At 59.8% G+C, this 15,551-nt stretch carries 13 protein-coding genes; 10 read left to right on the top strand and 3 right to left on the bottom strand.

The annotated features are described in order from the left end of the window. Window positions 1–140: 140 nt before the first annotated feature. The 3 genes from AC1DNW_RS27285 to AC1DNW_RS27295 form a co-directional block, all read right to left on the bottom strand. Window positions 141–1,160 (bottom strand): quaternary amine ABC transporter ATP-binding protein, encoded by a 1,020-nt coding sequence (locus AC1DNW_RS27285; RefSeq protein ID WP_113301734.1) that lies wholly within the window; start codon window positions 1,158–1,160, stop codon window positions 141–143. After that, window positions 1,153–2,040, bottom strand: a complete 888-nt coding sequence (locus AC1DNW_RS27290) for an ABC transporter permease (RefSeq protein WP_477854945.1) — start codon at window positions 2,038–2,040, stop codon at window positions 1,153–1,155. Before AC1DNW_RS27290 ends, AC1DNW_RS27285 begins: the two co-directional genes overlap by 8 nt. Window positions 2,041–2,146: 106 nt before the next feature. Next, a complete protein-coding gene (locus AC1DNW_RS27295; RefSeq protein ID WP_113301735.1) occupies window positions 2,147–3,145 on the bottom strand; it encodes an ABC transporter substrate-binding protein in 999 nt (332 codons plus the stop codon). Window positions 3,146–3,632: 487 nt separating this feature from the next. On the opposite strand from AC1DNW_RS27295, the gene AC1DNW_RS27300 reads away from it, so the two are divergent. From AC1DNW_RS27300 to AC1DNW_RS27345, 10 genes are all read left to right on the top strand, one after another. After that, window positions 3,633–4,421, top strand: coding sequence for a GntR family transcriptional regulator (locus AC1DNW_RS27300; RefSeq protein ID WP_477854946.1), 789 nt, complete (start codon window positions 3,633–3,635; stop codon window positions 4,419–4,421). After that, window positions 4,411–5,247, top strand: coding sequence for a 5-dehydro-4-deoxy-D-glucuronate isomerase (gene kduI / locus AC1DNW_RS27305; protein WP_477854947.1), 837 nt, complete (start codon window positions 4,411–4,413; stop codon window positions 5,245–5,247). The genes AC1DNW_RS27300 and kduI overlap by 11 nt, the downstream gene beginning before the upstream one ends. A gap of 5 nt (window positions 5,248–5,252) precedes the next feature. After that, window positions 5,253–6,008, top strand: coding sequence for a 2-dehydro-3-deoxy-D-gluconate 5-dehydrogenase KduD (gene kduD, locus AC1DNW_RS27310; protein WP_477854948.1), 756 nt, complete (start codon window positions 5,253–5,255; stop codon window positions 6,006–6,008). Window positions 6,009–6,095: 87 nt separating this feature from the next. After that, a complete protein-coding gene (locus tag AC1DNW_RS27315) occupies window positions 6,096–6,779 on the top strand; it encodes an amino acid ABC transporter permease (RefSeq protein WP_477854949.1) in 684 nt (227 codons plus the stop codon). Between the two features lie 8 nt (window positions 6,780–6,787). Further along, window positions 6,788–7,441, top strand: a complete 654-nt coding sequence (locus AC1DNW_RS27320) for an amino acid ABC transporter permease (RefSeq protein ID WP_477854950.1) — start codon at window positions 6,788–6,790, stop codon at window positions 7,439–7,441. Next, window positions 7,425–8,153, top strand: a complete 729-nt coding sequence (locus AC1DNW_RS27325) for an amino acid ABC transporter ATP-binding protein (RefSeq protein ID WP_113301738.1) — start codon at window positions 7,425–7,427, stop codon at window positions 8,151–8,153. Before AC1DNW_RS27320 ends, AC1DNW_RS27325 begins: the two co-directional genes overlap by 17 nt. A gap of 110 nt (window positions 8,154–8,263) precedes the next feature. Further along, on the top strand, window positions 8,264–9,058 hold the full coding sequence (locus AC1DNW_RS27330; RefSeq protein WP_477854951.1) for a transporter substrate-binding domain-containing protein: 795 nt from the start codon (window positions 8,264–8,266) through the stop codon (window positions 9,056–9,058). A gap of 232 nt (window positions 9,059–9,290) precedes the next feature. Beyond that, window positions 9,291–12,917, top strand: a complete 3,627-nt coding sequence (locus AC1DNW_RS27335) for a hydantoinase B/oxoprolinase family protein (RefSeq protein WP_477854952.1) — start codon at window positions 9,291–9,293, stop codon at window positions 12,915–12,917. A gap of 186 nt (window positions 12,918–13,103) precedes the next feature. Beyond that, window positions 13,104–13,634 carry a winged helix DNA-binding protein gene (locus tag AC1DNW_RS27340; RefSeq protein WP_113301741.1) on the top strand — a complete coding sequence of 177 codons (531 nt, stop codon included), beginning with the start codon at window positions 13,104–13,106 and terminating at the stop codon, window positions 13,632–13,634. Window positions 13,635–13,771: 137 nt separating this feature from the next. Continuing rightward, window positions 13,772–15,496 (top strand): M14 family zinc carboxypeptidase, encoded by a 1,725-nt coding sequence (locus AC1DNW_RS27345; RefSeq protein WP_477854953.1) that lies wholly within the window; start codon window positions 13,772–13,774, stop codon window positions 15,494–15,496. Window positions 15,497–15,551 lie beyond the last annotated feature (55 nt).

A 15,551-nucleotide genomic window follows, 5' to 3' on the forward strand; every position in this document is an offset into this window, starting at 1 on the left:
CAGGGTCCCTCCACAGCGAGCTATCAACACGCAGGTATGTCGTTCTGTTCCTTCCTTAAGGCTAATATAGTTAAAAAATTAACCATGTTTGAACAAGCGGCATTTGCATGGGGCAAATGCCGCTCGATTGCGGAAAATTGTCAGATCTGATGAAGAAGCAACGCCAGCAACTGTTGCAGCGAAACGCAGCCTAGCTGCTGGCCACTTGGTGACATGACAACGGCAGAGGAGACGTCGGCGCGCGACATTTCCCGCAACGCTCCCTCGATATCCATGTCCTCAGAAAGCTGAAGCCGGCTTTCGGCAGGGGCCTGTTTGGCGACCGCACCGATCTTGATGACCCGGCCGCGATTGACCTCCTTGACGAAGGCGGCAATGTAATCGTTGGCGGGATTGAGAACGATTTCAGCCGCCGAACCCTGCTGGATGACCTCGCCGTCCCGCAGGATGACGATTTTCTCCCCGAGCCGCAGTGCTTCGTCGAGATCGTGGGTGATGAAGACGACCGTCTTCTTCAGATCTTTCTGCAGGTCGAGGAGGACGGTCTGCATATCGACGCGGATCAGCGGATCGAGTGCTGAATAGGCTTCGTCCATCAGCAGGATTTCAGCATCGTTGGTCAACGCCCTTGCAAGCCCGACACGCTGCTGCATGCCGCCCGAGAGCTGGTTCGGATAATGTTCGGCGAAGCCTTCCAGGCCGACGCGCTTGATCCAGGCATTCGCTCGTTCCTCGCGCTCTGCCTTCGCAACGCCCTGGATCTCCAGCCCATAAACGGTGTTCTGCAGCACGTTGCGGTGCGGCAGGAGCCCAAAACGCTGGAACACCATGGCGGTCTTCCGGCGTCGGAATTCGCGAAGCTGCAGCGCATCCATGCGACAGACATCCGCGCTGCCATAGAGGACTTCTCCCGATGTGGGGTCGATCAGCCGGTTGATATGGCGGATCAGCGTAGACTTGCCGGAACCGGAAAGGCCCATGATCACGGTGATCCTGCCGCCCGGTATAGTGATGTTGATGTCCTTTAACCCCAGCACATGACCATGCTCCTTATTGAGCTCGGTCTTCGACATGCCTTTGCTGACGGCTTCCACATAGTCGCGGCCGCGCGGGCCGAAGATCTTGAAGAGGTTCCGGATCTCGATCGAATTGCTATCCATGCACGATCTCCCGGTGCTTCTGGAGCCGCAGACCATAGGCCTGGCTGATCCGGTCGAAGATGATGGCAATGCCGACGATTGCCAGACCGTTGAAGACGCCGAGGGTGAAGTACTGATTGGCAATGGCTTTAAGAACCGGCTGGCCGAGGCCCTGAACACCGATCATGGAGGCAATGACCACCATGGCGAGCGCCATCATGATCGTCTGATTGATGCCGGCCATGATGGTCGGCAGCGCAAGCGGCAATTGAACGTTGCGAAGCTTCTGCCAGCTGGATGAGCCGAAAGCGTCTGCCGCCTCCAGCACATTCTCGTCGACCATGCGGATGCCGAGATTGGTCAGACGGATCATCGGGGGAAGGGCGTAGATCACGACGGCGATGACGCCGGGCACGCGACCGATGCCGAGAAGCATGACGACTGGGATAAGATAGACGAAACTCGGCATCGTCTGCATGACATCGAGGATCGGATTGACGACCCTTTGCACGGCATTGGAGCGCGACATCAGGATGCCGAGCGGCAGGCCGATAACGATGGACAGCACAGTGCAGACGAGGATCATCGACACCGTCTTCATCGTGTCCTGCCACATGTCGAAATAGCCGATGATCAGAAGCGTCAGAACGCAGCCGATAACGATCTTCCAGCTGCGGGTGGCAAACCAGGCGATGGCGGCCAAAGCCAGCAGGATGATTGGCCAGGGCGTGCCGGTCAGCAGCCGTTCAGCCCAGATGAGAAAACTTTGCAACGGGCTGAAGGCTGCTTCGATACTGTCGCCATAGGCGCGGGTGAAGGCGCGAAATCCTTCATCCACGCTCTTCTTCAGCTCGCGCAGCATGTCGTCGTTCATTGTCGGAAATTTCCAGAGCCAATCCATAACGGTTCCCCAAAATAGATAGTGGCGGCGGCCGATTGTTGTTTTGGCCGTCGCGCCGAAGGATTGTCTGGGCAGCGGCAAGGCTGCCCATGTCATGTCTGAATGATTAGAGCGAAGCCTTGATCTTTTCGGCGGCTTCCGGGGAGACCCAATCCTTCCAGAGGGGTTCGTTGTTCTTCAGGAAGTATTTCGCGCCGTCTTCACCGGTTGCCTGGTTGTCGGTCATCCAGGCGATCAGCTTGTTGACGGTGTCATTGGTCCAGGCACGCTTCTTCAGGTAATCGATGGCCGGGCTGCCGCGATCGGCAAAGCTCTTGCTGATCAGCGTCTTCACGTCATCGGCCGGCCAGGCATTCGGCTTGGGATCGGCGCAATCTGCAACCGAGGTGCAACGCTTCCATTCGGCGGCATCATATTCCGTGCCGTAGCCGAGCTTGACCATCTCGTATTTGCCGAGCAGGGAGGTCGGTGCCCAATAATAACCGACCCAGGGCTGCTTGCCCTCATAGGCCTTGGCGATCGAGCCATCGAGGCCTGCGGCCGAACCGGTGTCGACAAGCGTGAAGCCGGCTTTTTCTGCGTCATAGGCCTTGAAGAGCTGAGATGTGACGACAGTGCCGCCCCAGCCCTGCGGGCCGTTGAAGACAGCGCCCTTGCTCTTGTCTTCCGGTGCCGGGAAGAGTTCGGGATGCTTGAGAAGGTCGGGGATGGTCTTAACGTCGGGATGGGCGTCGGCGATGTATTTGGGGATCCACCAGCCCTGGATTGCACCATCGGAGAGGATCTTGGCGCCTTCGACGACCTTGCCGCCTTCAAGGCCACGCTTGACCAGTTCCGGCTGAAGGCTGACCCAGGCTTCCGGGGCGATATCCGGTTCGCCTTTTTCTGCCATGGAGGTCAGGGTGGGGACGGTATCGCCGGTGACGATTTCGGCCGTGCAGCCATACCCTTCCTCGAGAATGATCTTGTCGAGGCTTGCGGCCACTTCCGCGGACTGCCAGTTCATGCTCGCAATCGTGACATTACCGCAATCGGCTGCAAAAACGCTGCCGCTTGCGAGCATCGTGCCGGCGGCAAAGATGGTGGATGCCAAAAGTACTTTCATTTTCTTGTTCCCTCTGGTCCGCGGTGCATCCTTAACCCGGGCGCCGGCGGCACCGCGTGCGCCGACCCCTGCATTGAGCCTGCTTTAGGACCGCAACGGCCATTCTGGTTGCGCCAGAAAATGGCGCATTAGAACCTTCTTTCAATACTGTCTTAAACACGGCGTCGCTGATGGAATGATGGCGTGGTGTAGTCGCGCCTTGGTTGCGCTTTTCATTCGAAGGGCCATCGGCTGAGAACGCGGACCACTATTCACTTGTTGCAGATGGTTCGCGAGAATCGCTGGAACAGATCGCGTCACACCCTCTTCCTTTTTGGCTTGGCGTATTCCCACCTCGGTCTCGTTTTCCACAATCGCAAAAACGGCTTATCGACGCGCTTGCCAGAAGTTGGATACTAATATATTACTTTCTTCATCAGGCCGAGTGGAGGCGGTTCCCGATGATTTCAAACGCGCGATTGCTGATCTGCTTCTTGGAAGGAATGCGATGAATTCGCCCTCCGCAACCGTGCGCAAGAAGCGCTCCCTGCAGGGGGTCACGGTGCTTTCGCATCAGCGGGCGGCTGCCCCGCGGGCGGCGACCCTGGTCTATAATGCGCTTCTCGACGATATCGTCTCGCTGCGTCGCAAGCCGATGGAACTACTGAACGAGAAGGAGTTGGAGGCGCAGTTCGGTGTCAGCCGCACGCCGATTCGTGAGGCGATCATCCGGCTTTCCGATGACGGCCTGGTCGACGTCTTTCCGCAATCCGGCACTTTCGTTTCCCGCATTCCGCGCCGCGCGCTTTATGAGGCAATCCTCGTGCGCAAGGCGCTGGAGGACACAACGGTTTCGATCGCCGTCGAGAAGATGACGCCGGCCGGCCTCAGGGCACTGGAGCGTAATCTTGCTGATCTGGATKCCTGCCACCGTGAAGGCGATGTGGCGAGCTTCCACGTCATCGATAATGATTTCCACCAGCTCATCAGCAACATCGCCGGGTTTCCAGGCATCTGGGCAATCATCCAGCAGGTCAAGGTTCACAGTGACCRTTATCGCCTGCTGACGCTGCCTCAGCAGGGCCGCCTGACGCGTGTCATCGAGGAACATGCCGCGGTCATCGATTGCATGCGCAACGGCGACGAGGAAGGGGCCAAGGCCGCCATGGGGTTCCATCTCGGCAAGCTGCTGCACGAAGTCGAAAAGGCCGAGATGCTCGACCCAGCCTATTTCATTGAGGATGCCCCGCAGATGGTGGCATCCGGAGGAGAGAAGGATCATTCCAATGMAGATTGACGTACGACACGCCTCCCATCCCGAAGCAGTCAGAGGCTTCGATACGGACACGCTACGGCGTCACTTCCTGGTCGAGACGGTGTTTGCACCTGACGAGATCAGGCTTACCTATTCCCACTATGACCGTATGGTCATCGGCGGTGCTTCGCCGCTCGGCGCGGGCCTGGCGCTGACGGCGCCGAAGGCGATCGGTCAGGACACCTTTCTGGCTGAGCGTGAACTCGGGGTGCTGAATGTCGGCAATTCCGGCCGCGTGATCGTCGATGGCACGACCTACACTCTGGCAAAGTATGATTGCCTCTATGTCGGCAGGGGCGCCGTCGATGTCCGCTTCGAAAGTGCGGATGCCGGCAGTCCGGCAAAATTCTACCTTGTTTCTACGCCGGCCCATGCGAGCCACCCGACCGTGCTTCTGACGCGCGACAAGGCGCGGCATCTGACGCCGGGGGAGGCGGCAACCGCCAACAAGCGTTCGATCTACCAGTATATCCATCCGGAGGTCTGCCAGTCCTGCCAGCTCACCATGGGCTTCACCAGCCTGGAGACCGGCAGCATCTGGAACACCATGCCGAGCCACACGCATGACCGGCGCATGGAAGCCTATCTCTATTTCGATCTCGATGCCGACCAGCGTGTCTTCCATTTCATGGGCGAGCCGCGTGAGACGCGCCATATGCTCGTCGCCAACGAGCAGGCGATCATTTCGCCGCCCTGGTCGATCCATTCCGGCGCCGGCACCAAGAACTACAGCTTCATCTGGGCGATGGCCGGCGACAACAAGAGCTTCACCGACATGGACCATATCGCCATCGGCGATCTGAGGTGATGACGATGCAGGCTCTTTTCGACCTCTCGGGAAAAACCGCCGTCGTCACCGGTGCCAATACCGGCATCGGCCAGGGGATCGCCGCTGCATTGGCGCAAGCCGGTGCGTCGATCGTCGCCGTCGGCCGCTCGTCGATGGATGAGACGGAAGCGATGGTGACGAAGGCGGGTGCGAAATTCCACGTCATCAAGGCCGATCTCGGCACGATCGAGCCGGCCAAGCCGATCGTTGCAGAGGCGTTGGAGCGTTTTGGTAGGCTCGACATCCTCATCAACAACGCCGGCATAATCCGCCGCGCTGATGCGATCGATTTCACCGAGGAAGATTGGGATGCGGTGATGAACGTCAACCTGAAGACGGCTTTCTTCCTGTCTCAGGCCGCCGCCCGCCATATGCTTGAACAGGGCCGCGGCAAGATCATCAATATCGCTTCGCTGCTCTCCTTTCAGGGYGGCATCCGCATTCCGTCCTACACAGCCTCGAAGAGCGGTCTTGCGGGACTGACGCGGCTACTTGCCTGTGAATGGGCCGGCAAGGGCGTGAACGTCAATGCCATCGCGCCCGGCTATTTCGTCACCAACAACACGACGGCACTGCGCGAAGATGCCGATCGCAATGCGAGCATCCTTGCCCGCATTCCGGCCGCCCGCTGGGGTGAGCCAGGCGATATCGGCGGTGCCGCGGTGTTCCTGGCATCATCAGCATCCGACTACGTGCACGGCACCGTGCTGCCGGTCGACGGAGGCTGGCTGGCGCGCTGACGCGACGGCCATGAGGACAAATGACGCTTTCCCACGGGAAAGCGGGGTCGCGTCAAAGGAGTTGACACGGCCGGAATGGAGGAGGACATGCAGTACCAGTTCGATTTTGCGGCCCTTTTGCCCTATTGGGGCGATTTCCTGTCGGGCGCGCTCGTCACGATCGAGATCACCGTCTTTTCGGTCATCATCGGTCTTGTCATCGGCGTTGCTTGYGCCATTGCCCGCCGCTCGAACATCGGCCCGCTCCGCACCCTCGTCAGCGTCTATGTCGAGACTGTGCGCAACACGCCTTTCATCGTGCAGATCTTCTTCATTTTCTTCGGGCTTTCCTCGATCGGCTTCCGTCTGCCTATCATCGCAGCTGCCGTTTTCGCCATGGTCATCAATGTCGGCGCCTATACGGCTGAGATCGTGCGTGCCGGCATGGATTCCATTCATCCGAGCCAGATCGAGGCAGCCGAAGCGCTTGGCCTGTCGAAGCTGCAGATCTACCGCGACATCATTCTCCTGCCTGCCATCGAACGCGTCTATCCGGCACTTTCCAGMCAGTTCATCCTGATGATGCTGTCGACCTCGATCGCCTCGCAGATATCAGCAGAAGAGCTGACGGGTGTCGCCAACAACATCCAGTCGAACACGTTCCGCTCGCTGGAAACCTATATGGTCGTCGCCGTCCTCTATATCGCCATCACCTATCTGATGCGGGCCGGCTTCTACGGCATCGGTCTCATCGCTTTCCCGCGCCGCCGTCGGCTCGGCACGTCGCTTTAGAGGTCGCCATGCTCGGTGGGTTTTCCTTCAATCATCTGATCTATCTGCTTGACGGTCTTGTCTGGACCGTCGTGCTATCCGCTCTCGCCTTCCTGCTTGGCGGCATTGCGGGCTTTTTCGTCATGCTATGCCGTATCTCGCGCTTCCTGTGGCTGCGCCGCGCTGCCCTTATTTACATCCAGCTGGTCCAGGGCACGCCGCTCCTGATCCAGATGTTCATCCTCTATTTCGGCCTCGGGGTGATCAACATCTCCGTACCGCCGCTGGTGGCGGCCGGTCTCGGCATGATGATCTATTCGAGTTCCTATCTCGGTGAGATCTGGCGCGGTTCGGTCGAATCCATCTCGCGCACCCAGTTCGAGGCCGCCGAGTGCCTCGGCCTGACGCGCTGGCAGGCTCTGAGGGACGTGATCCTGCCGCAGGCGCTGAAGATCGCCACGCCGCCGACGGTCGGCTTCCTCGTCCAGCTCATCAAGAACACCTCGCTCGCCTCGGTCGTCGGTTTCCTGGAACTGACCCGTGCGGCGCAGGTCATCAACAACTCCCTGTTCCAGCCCTTCCTGGTCTTCGGCATCGCAGCGCTTTTGTATTTCTGCGTCTGCTACCCGCTGTCGGTCTGGAGCCGCTCTCTTGAGAGGAAACTCAATGTCGGTCGCCGTTAAGCTCACCAATGTCGTCAAGCGCTTCGGCGCGCTGGAAGTGCTGAAGGGCGTCTCCTTCGAGATCAATGCCGGCGAAGTGGTGGCGCTGATCGGCCAGTCCGGTTCCGGCAAGAGCACAGCACTTCGCTGCATCAACCGGCTGGAGACGATCCAGGACGGCTCGATCGAGGTGTGCGGCCACCGCGTCGAGGATCCGAAGCTCGATCTCAGAACCCTGCGGCGCGACATCGGCATGGTGTTCCAGAGCTACAACCTCTTCCCGCATATGACAGTCGCCGAAAACATCATGCTGGCGCTGCGCCGCGTGAAGGGCATACGCAAGGATCAGGCTTTCGAGATCGCCAAACAGGTACTCGCCAAGGTCGGCCTCTCCGAAAAAATTGATGCCTATCCAGAGCAGCTTTCCGGCGGCCAGCAGCAGCGTGTGGCGATCGCCCGTTCGCTTGCCATGCAGCCCAAGGTGATGCTGTTCGACGAGGTGACCTCCGCCCTCGACCCGAAGCTGACGGGCGAAGTGCTGCGCGTCATGGAAGATCTCGCCCGTGGTGGCATGACGATGATCGTCGTCACCCATGAGATGGGTTTTGCCAAGCGCGCCGCCAACCGCGTCATCTACATGCACACGGGCAAGGTCTGGGAGACGGGTGGTGCGGATATCCTGAGCAATCCGCAGACGCCGGAACTCAAGGAGTTCATGGCCGCAGAGCTTTAGACCCCGCCAAGCGCGGGAGGGAAATGCCTGCGCCGGATGGACCGGTGCGGGTTTCAGAGGAGGCCCGACAAAGAGCGGGCAGAGGCAATCAGGTAGAGGAGACTTGGAACATGCCGAAGACAATGATTTCGAAACTGGCAATTTTKGCCGGCGCAGGGCTGCTGGCGTTGGCGAGCGTTGCGCATGCCGATGTACTCGACAACATCAAGAAGGCGGGCAAGGTGCGTATCGCCGTGGCAATGGGCATTCCGGAATATTCCTTCGTCGATGAGAACCTGAAGCCTTCCGGCTCCGACGTTGAGACCGCCAAGCTGATTGCCAAGGACCTCGGCGTCGAGCTCGAGTTGGTGGAAATCACCAACGCCGCCCGTGTCCCCTCTGTGCAGACCGGCAAGGCCGACATGGTCGTCTCCTCGCTCGGTATCACCGAAGAGCGCAAGAAGGCGATCGACTATTCCGTCCCCTATGCGACCCTCGCTCTCGTCGTGGCAGCGCCGTCGACTATCGAGATCAAGAATTATGCCGATCTTGACGGCAAGCGTATTGGTGTTACCCGGGCCACGACCAACGACCAGGATATCACCGCCAATGCAAAGGGCGCCGATATCGTCCGCTTCGAGGATGACGCAACACTGATCACGTCTGTTGTATCCGGCCAGGTCGATACCGTTTCCAGCCAGTCGGCCGTAATCAATGGCATCAACAAGAAGATGGCTGACCATCCGCTGCAGGTGAAGTTCACGCAGAAGGAAACGAACCTTGGCATCGGCATACCCAAGGGCGAAGCCAATCTGAAGGCCTGGCTCGACCAGTGGGTAAAGACCAACTTCGATAACAAGGTGCTACGCGACATCTATAGCAAGTACCACAATGCTGCTCTGCCTGATGACCTGACCTCCCGTTAAGGAGAGTAGCGAGGCCGGCATTGTCACGCGCTGGCCCTCTACAATACCGTCATTTCGGCTGATCTTCTCGCCGCGACCGATGAGGCCGCGGCGTTCGATTTTCTGGGCTTAGAATTGGGCCTATGCTACGCCCTCCAAAAAGCGAACCCTACGTCGATTTCGGTTTCCACAAAACGTTGACGATTTATCGATAATTTCTTAGTGATATTCCAAATGAACGTCGGAGGCGATTTTGTTGGGCACTGCGGCTGGTAGCTGGGATTTCTGGATCGATCGTGGGGGTACCTTCACGGATATCGTCGGGCGCGACCCCTCCGGCGAGCTGCATGCCCGAAAGGTGCTCTCTGAAAATCCGGACGCTTATCGTGACGCCGCTGTTCACGGGATCCGGCAGCATCTCGGCCTGACGGCCGGTGAGGCGATCCCGGTGGGTCTGATCGGCGAGGTGCGCATGGGCACCACGGTCGCCACCAATGCGCTACTGGAGCGCAAGGGCGAGCGTCTGGCCCTGATTACTACGAAGGGTTTCCGCGACGCTTTGCGCATCGGCTATCAGGAACGCAAGAATATCTTCGCGACCGAGATCATCAAACCGGAAGCTCTCTATCAGGACGTGGTCGAGCTGAACGAGCGCGTGCTGGCCGACGGCACGGTCGAGATAGAGCTCGATGAGGCGGCAACGGAAACGGCGCTCCGCAATCTGCGCGCCAAGGGATACCGCGCCGTCGCGATCGTCTTCATGCATGCCTATAAATATCCCGAGCATGAGGCAGCGGCTGCGCGCATTGCCCGCGCCATCGGTTTCGAGCAGGTCTCCGTCAGCCACGAAGTCTCGCCGCTGATCAAGCTGGTCGGCCGCGGCGATACGACCGTTGTCGATGCCTATCTCTCGCCGGTGCTCGGCCGCTATGTGCGCCAGGTTTCCGATGAACTCGATGTGGTGCGCACAGGTGCCCGCGTCATGTTCATGATGTCGTCAGGCGGTCTGACCGCCGCAGATATGTTTCAGGGCAAGGACGCCATCCTGTCGGGGCCGGCCGGCGGCGTCGTCGGTCTTGCCAAAACCGGCGAGCAGGCAGGTTTCGGCCATGTGATCGGCTTCGATATGGGCGGCACCTCGACTGACGTGGCGCATTTCGACGGCGAGTACGAGCGGGCTTTCGAAACGGAAGTCGCCGGCGTGCGTGTCCGCGCGCCGATGATGCTGATCCATACGGTGGCTGCCGGCGGTGGTTCGGTCCTGCATTTCGAGAGCGGCCGGTTCCGCGTCGGGCCTGATTCTGCCGGCGCTTTCCCAGGTCCTGCCTGCTACCGCAATGGCGGCCCTCTTGCTGTGACCGATGCCAATGTCATGGCTGGCAAGCTGCTGCCCGATTTCTTCCCGGCGATCTTCGGCCCGAAGCAGGATCAGCCGCTCGATGTCGAGGCGGTGCGGCAAAAGTTCGCCGAGTTGGCATCGGAGATCGGTGATGGGCGCAGCCCCGAAGAAGTGGCTGACGGATTCATCCGCATCGCCGTTGCCAATATGGTCGAGGCGATCAAGAAGATTTCCGTCCAGCGCGGCTATGACGTGACGCGCTATGCGCTCAACTGCTTCGGTGGCGCCGGCGGCCAGCATGCCTGTCTGGTGGCTGATGCGCTGGGCATGAAGAGCATCCTGCTGCATCCGATGTCCGGGCTGCTTTCGGCCTATGGCATGGGCTTGGCCGATATCCGTTCCACGCGCCAGAAGGCGCTCGGCGTGCCGCTCGACGGAGAAGCTCCCGCAGCGATTGCCGCCCTCGGGCTGCAGTTGCAGGCTGAAGGTCTCCCGGAACTGGTTGCGCAGGGCGTGGAGGCCGACAAGATCAAAACGGTGCTTCGGGCACATATCCGCTACGCTGGTACCGATACGCTGCTCGCGGTCGAGGCGGTGTTCCCGCAAGCGGATAAGGTGGCGCGTCTTCGCAAGGAATTCGAAGTGCTGCACAAGCGCCGCTTCGGTTTCGTCGCCGAGGACAAGCCGCTGGTCGTGGAAGCCGTCGAAGTCGAATGCATCGGCGGTGCGGCGGCCGAGATCGATGTCGATCGCGGTGAGACGGGCAAGGGCGAAGCCGTGGCCGCTCGCCGGACCCTCTTTCATTCGCAGGGCGGTAGCCACGATGCGGCGGTCGTTCTGCGCGACGGCATCATTCCGGGCCAGACGGTCACCGGACCGGCTATCATCATCGAGCCGAACCAGACGATCGTCGTGGAGGATGGCTGGCAGGCGAGGCTGACGATGCGCGATCACGTCGTCCTGACCCGCATCAAAGCCCTACCGGTGCGCACGGCCATCGGCACAAAGGCTGATCCGGYCATGCTGGAGATCTTCAACAATCTCTTCATGTCGATTGCCGAGCAGATGGGCGTGACGCTGCAGAACACCGCCTATTCCGTCAACATCAAGGAGCGGCTTGATTTCTCCTGCGCAGTCTTCGATGCGGAAGGCAATCTCGTTGCCAACGCGCCGCATATGCCGGTGCATCTCGGTTCCATGGATGCATCCGTGGCGACCGCCATCCGCGAAAATCCGGTCATTCATCCGGGTGATGTCTTCCTGATCAACGCGCCCTACAATGGCGGCACGCATCTGCCTGACCTCACTGTCTGCACGCCTGTCTTCGACGATTCCGGCAAGCGCATCCGCTTCTGGGTTGCGAGCCGCGGTCACCACGCCGATATCGGCGGCATCTCGCCCGGTTCCATGTCGCCGCTTGCGACGCATATCGAGGAAGAAGGCGTCTATATCGACAATTTCAAGCTGCTCGATCGCGGCCGTTTTCGCGAGGACGCGCTTGCCGATCTGCTCACCGGTGCGCGCTATCCGGTGCGCGCGCTGGCGCAGAACGTCAACGACCTGAAGGCGCAGGTCGCCGCCAATGAAAAGGGTGTGGCGGAACTCAAGAAGATGATTGTGCACTTCGGCGAGGATGTCGTCGACGCCTATATGGGCCATGTTCAGGACAACGCCGCCGAAAGCGTGCGCCGCGTGCTCGACCGCCTGCCCGACGGCGAGTTTTCCTATGAGATGGATCAGGGCTGCAAGATCGTCGTCAAGATCTCCATCAACAGGGACAAGCGCGAGGCGACGGTCGATTTTACCGGCACGTCGGCACAGAGGCCGGACAATTTCAACGCGCCGGCACCGGTCACGCGGGCGGCCGTTCTCTATGTTTTCCGTGTGCTGGTCGAGGCTGATATTCCGATGAATGCCGGCTGCCTGCGGCCGATCCGTATCGTCATCCCCGAGGGAACCATGCTGACGCCGGCATATCCGGCAGCCGTCGTTGCCGGCAATGTCGAAGTCAGCCAGGCCGTGACCAACTGCCTGATCGGCGCCGTCGGTGCCATGGCCGCGGCGCAGGGGACGATGAACAACCTGACCTTCGGCAACGACAAATATCAATATTACGAAACCATCTGCTCAGGCGCTCCGGCCGGCCCCGGCTTCCATGRCGCGGACGCCGTGCATACACACATGACCAATTCGCGTTTGACCGATCCCGAAATCCTGGAGAGCCGCTTCCCTGTGGTGCTAGAAGATTTCCATATCCGGCCGGATTCCGGCGGCCGCGGTCAATGGCATGCCGGCAACGGCACGCAGCGCACGATCCGCACACTCGAAACGCTGGAATTTGCCGTTCTTTCCGGCCATCGCCGTGTCGCGCCCTTCGGCCTGAAAGGTGGCGAGCCCGGGCAGACCGGCCGCAACTATGTTCGGCGCAACGATGGTACGGTAGATGAATTGATTGGTGCCGCTCATACGGTGCTGGAAGCCGGCGAAGCCTTTACGGTCGTGACGCCAACAGGGGGCGGATACGGACCATCCGATGCTTAAAGTGCATTCGGTTAAAACGATTTAAAATCAATGCGATAGTGATGCGTTCCTATATGCCGAACGCATCGGAAAATAAGGTCGGAGAAACGGCGGCAGAATAGAGAAATCTTAGCGATAATTTGTTGACAAATTATCGCTTCTGGCTAACCTGCCAGACGTACTTCAGTTCTGAGATGAGAGAGTTCATTGGATAAACCGAAGGAACGAAAAGCTCCCCGCGAATTGATCGTGTCGTCAGCCCATCTGGCGCTCGGCAGTTCTCCGGCTCTCTCCGAACTCGAATATGGATCGATCCTCTTTTCTCATGCTTTTAACCGCTGGATGGTGCGCTGCATGGCTGCCGCCGGCGCGCCGAGCCTGTCGCCGGTGGAGATCCTGATCATCCATTCGGTGCGCCATCGCGGCCGTCCGAAGACGCTGTCCGATCTCTGCCTCGTGCTCGACATCGAAGACACGCATGTCGCCAATTATGCAGTCAAGAAGCTCGATGCGGCGGGGCTGGTTAAGACCGGGAAATCCGGCAAGGAAAAAGTGATCCAGGTCACCGACAAGGGGCTGGAAGCGCTGACCCGCTATTCGGAAATCCGCGAACGATTGCTGGTGGAGGCCACAAAACTCTCGGGCCTTTCACAGGATGAACTCTCCGACATTGCCTCCCATCTGCGAGCCTTGTCGGGATACTACGAACAGGCGGCAAGGTCAGCGGCAACCTTATGAGTAGATCGACCGAGAGCAGCAGCGCCGCCAACCCCGCCATCCTCTCGGTCCGCTCACTCTCCGTCGACTTCAGGTCCGGCCAGTTTCAGGCCGTTCGGTGACTGGCTTCGCGACTATCTCGATCCGACGAGGGAAAAATGAGCACCATCCTCAATCTCGAGATTCCGCGCACGCTCGACGTGCTGGTTTCCGGCCTGATTGCCAACCCGCCGGGCAAGCCCGTCGAAGCATGGGTCTTCGATGACGAGCCCTCGCGGCGGGCAGTGGAAGAAAAACTTGCCGCCGCGGGTATCGCGGCGCGGATCCGCAGTTCCTACAAGCCGCTGGTCTATTTCTTCCTTGAGGAGCTGCATATCGCTTCCCTTGCCAAGGTGGAGATCGGTTATCCAGTTCATCCGGCCGCGGACCCGCAACGCTTCCTGATCGAATCCTATCCGCTGGCGGCACTTGTCGGTGATGCAGAAGTCGCTTTTCACGCCAACAGGCGCGATCTCACCTACGATATCAAGCTGACGACGAAAGCAGGAGAGACGGAGACCTATACGGTCTTTGCACCAAACGTGGTTGAGAATGACCATGTCGGCAAGCCGGTTCTGCGATGCTGCGGCTGGGCCAATGGCGAACGGCTCAAGACCGACTTCGAAGCGATATTCCTGGCCGCTGTCGATGCCGTCAAGCAGCAGACATGGGAGCGCAAGCAGCCCTATTTCGACCGGCTGCGCATCACGGTCGATTTGCCGGCCAGGGATCTCGACCTCGATTTCTGCAGCGAGAGCATCAGCCTGCGCGAAGCCATGCATGAAGACCTGTTCTTCAGCCTGCGGGAATGCCTGGATGCCGAGATGGGCGCTATGGCAGGCCGGGGTGGCGCAAGGCCAGGCCAGGTCGTTCCCGATATCCGTGGTACGGACGGCAATCCGCGCATCATCATGACCGTCGAAGACTTCGGCGAGCACGAGGAAACGACTGGCGAGGATGTCGACATTGCCACGGCAACGCGGCCGCTGAAGATCGGCCAGATCCGTCGCGAACTGGCGAAGATCGAAGGCGAGCCGATCAAGGCGCTATCACGCGAAGGTCGAGAGGTGCTCGGCCGCTATCGCAAGGGACCGGGTCCGGCCGTGCTGATATCATCCGGCCAGCATGCCAATGAGACCAGCGGTCCGGTCGGAGCACTGCGCGCGGCACAGCAGCTTGCCGCCGATCCCGACCAGCATTTTGCCGTCGTGCCGGTGGAGAATATCGATGGATATGAGCTGCATCAGCGGTTGATCGTCGAAAACCCGTTCCATATGCATCACGCAGCCCGCTACACGGCCTTCGGTGACGACCTCTCCTTCACCGTTCCTCCGCCGATGTACGAGCGCGAGGCACGCGGGAGGGCTCTTGATCTCTCGTCCGCCAAGCTGCATCTCAATCTGCACGGCTATCCTTCGCATGAGTGGACGCGGCCAATGTCAGGCTACTTGCCGCGCGGTTTCGAACTCTGGACCATTCCGAAAGGCTTCTTCCTGATCGTGTCCACCCATCCCGGCTGGGAAGCGATCGGCGAGGCGATCCTTGATGAGGTGGCCGAACGCCTGGCTGAAGACAAGAGCCTCGTCGAATTCAACGCAAAGCAGATCGATTGCGTGCGTCTGCACATGCCGAACGCTCCCTTCGAGGTGCGTTACGGCATTCCTGTGCTGAAACAGGTGGGCACACTCTATCAGGCGCCGGTGACGATCATCACCGAAGCGACCGACGAGACGGTTTACGAGCAGATCTTCGTCGACTGCCATGACGCGCAGACGCGGTCAGTGCTTTATGCCGTCGAAGCCTATCGCCGGCTGGCGGCGAGCAGCGATTTTCCGTCGGCGTAGTCGGGCGCCTTCGAGTGACAATTTGCGCTCTGTTTGAACAACCATTGTACCGGCG

The sequence above is a fragment of the Rhizobium sp. 05L429 genome, assembly GCF_056397645.1.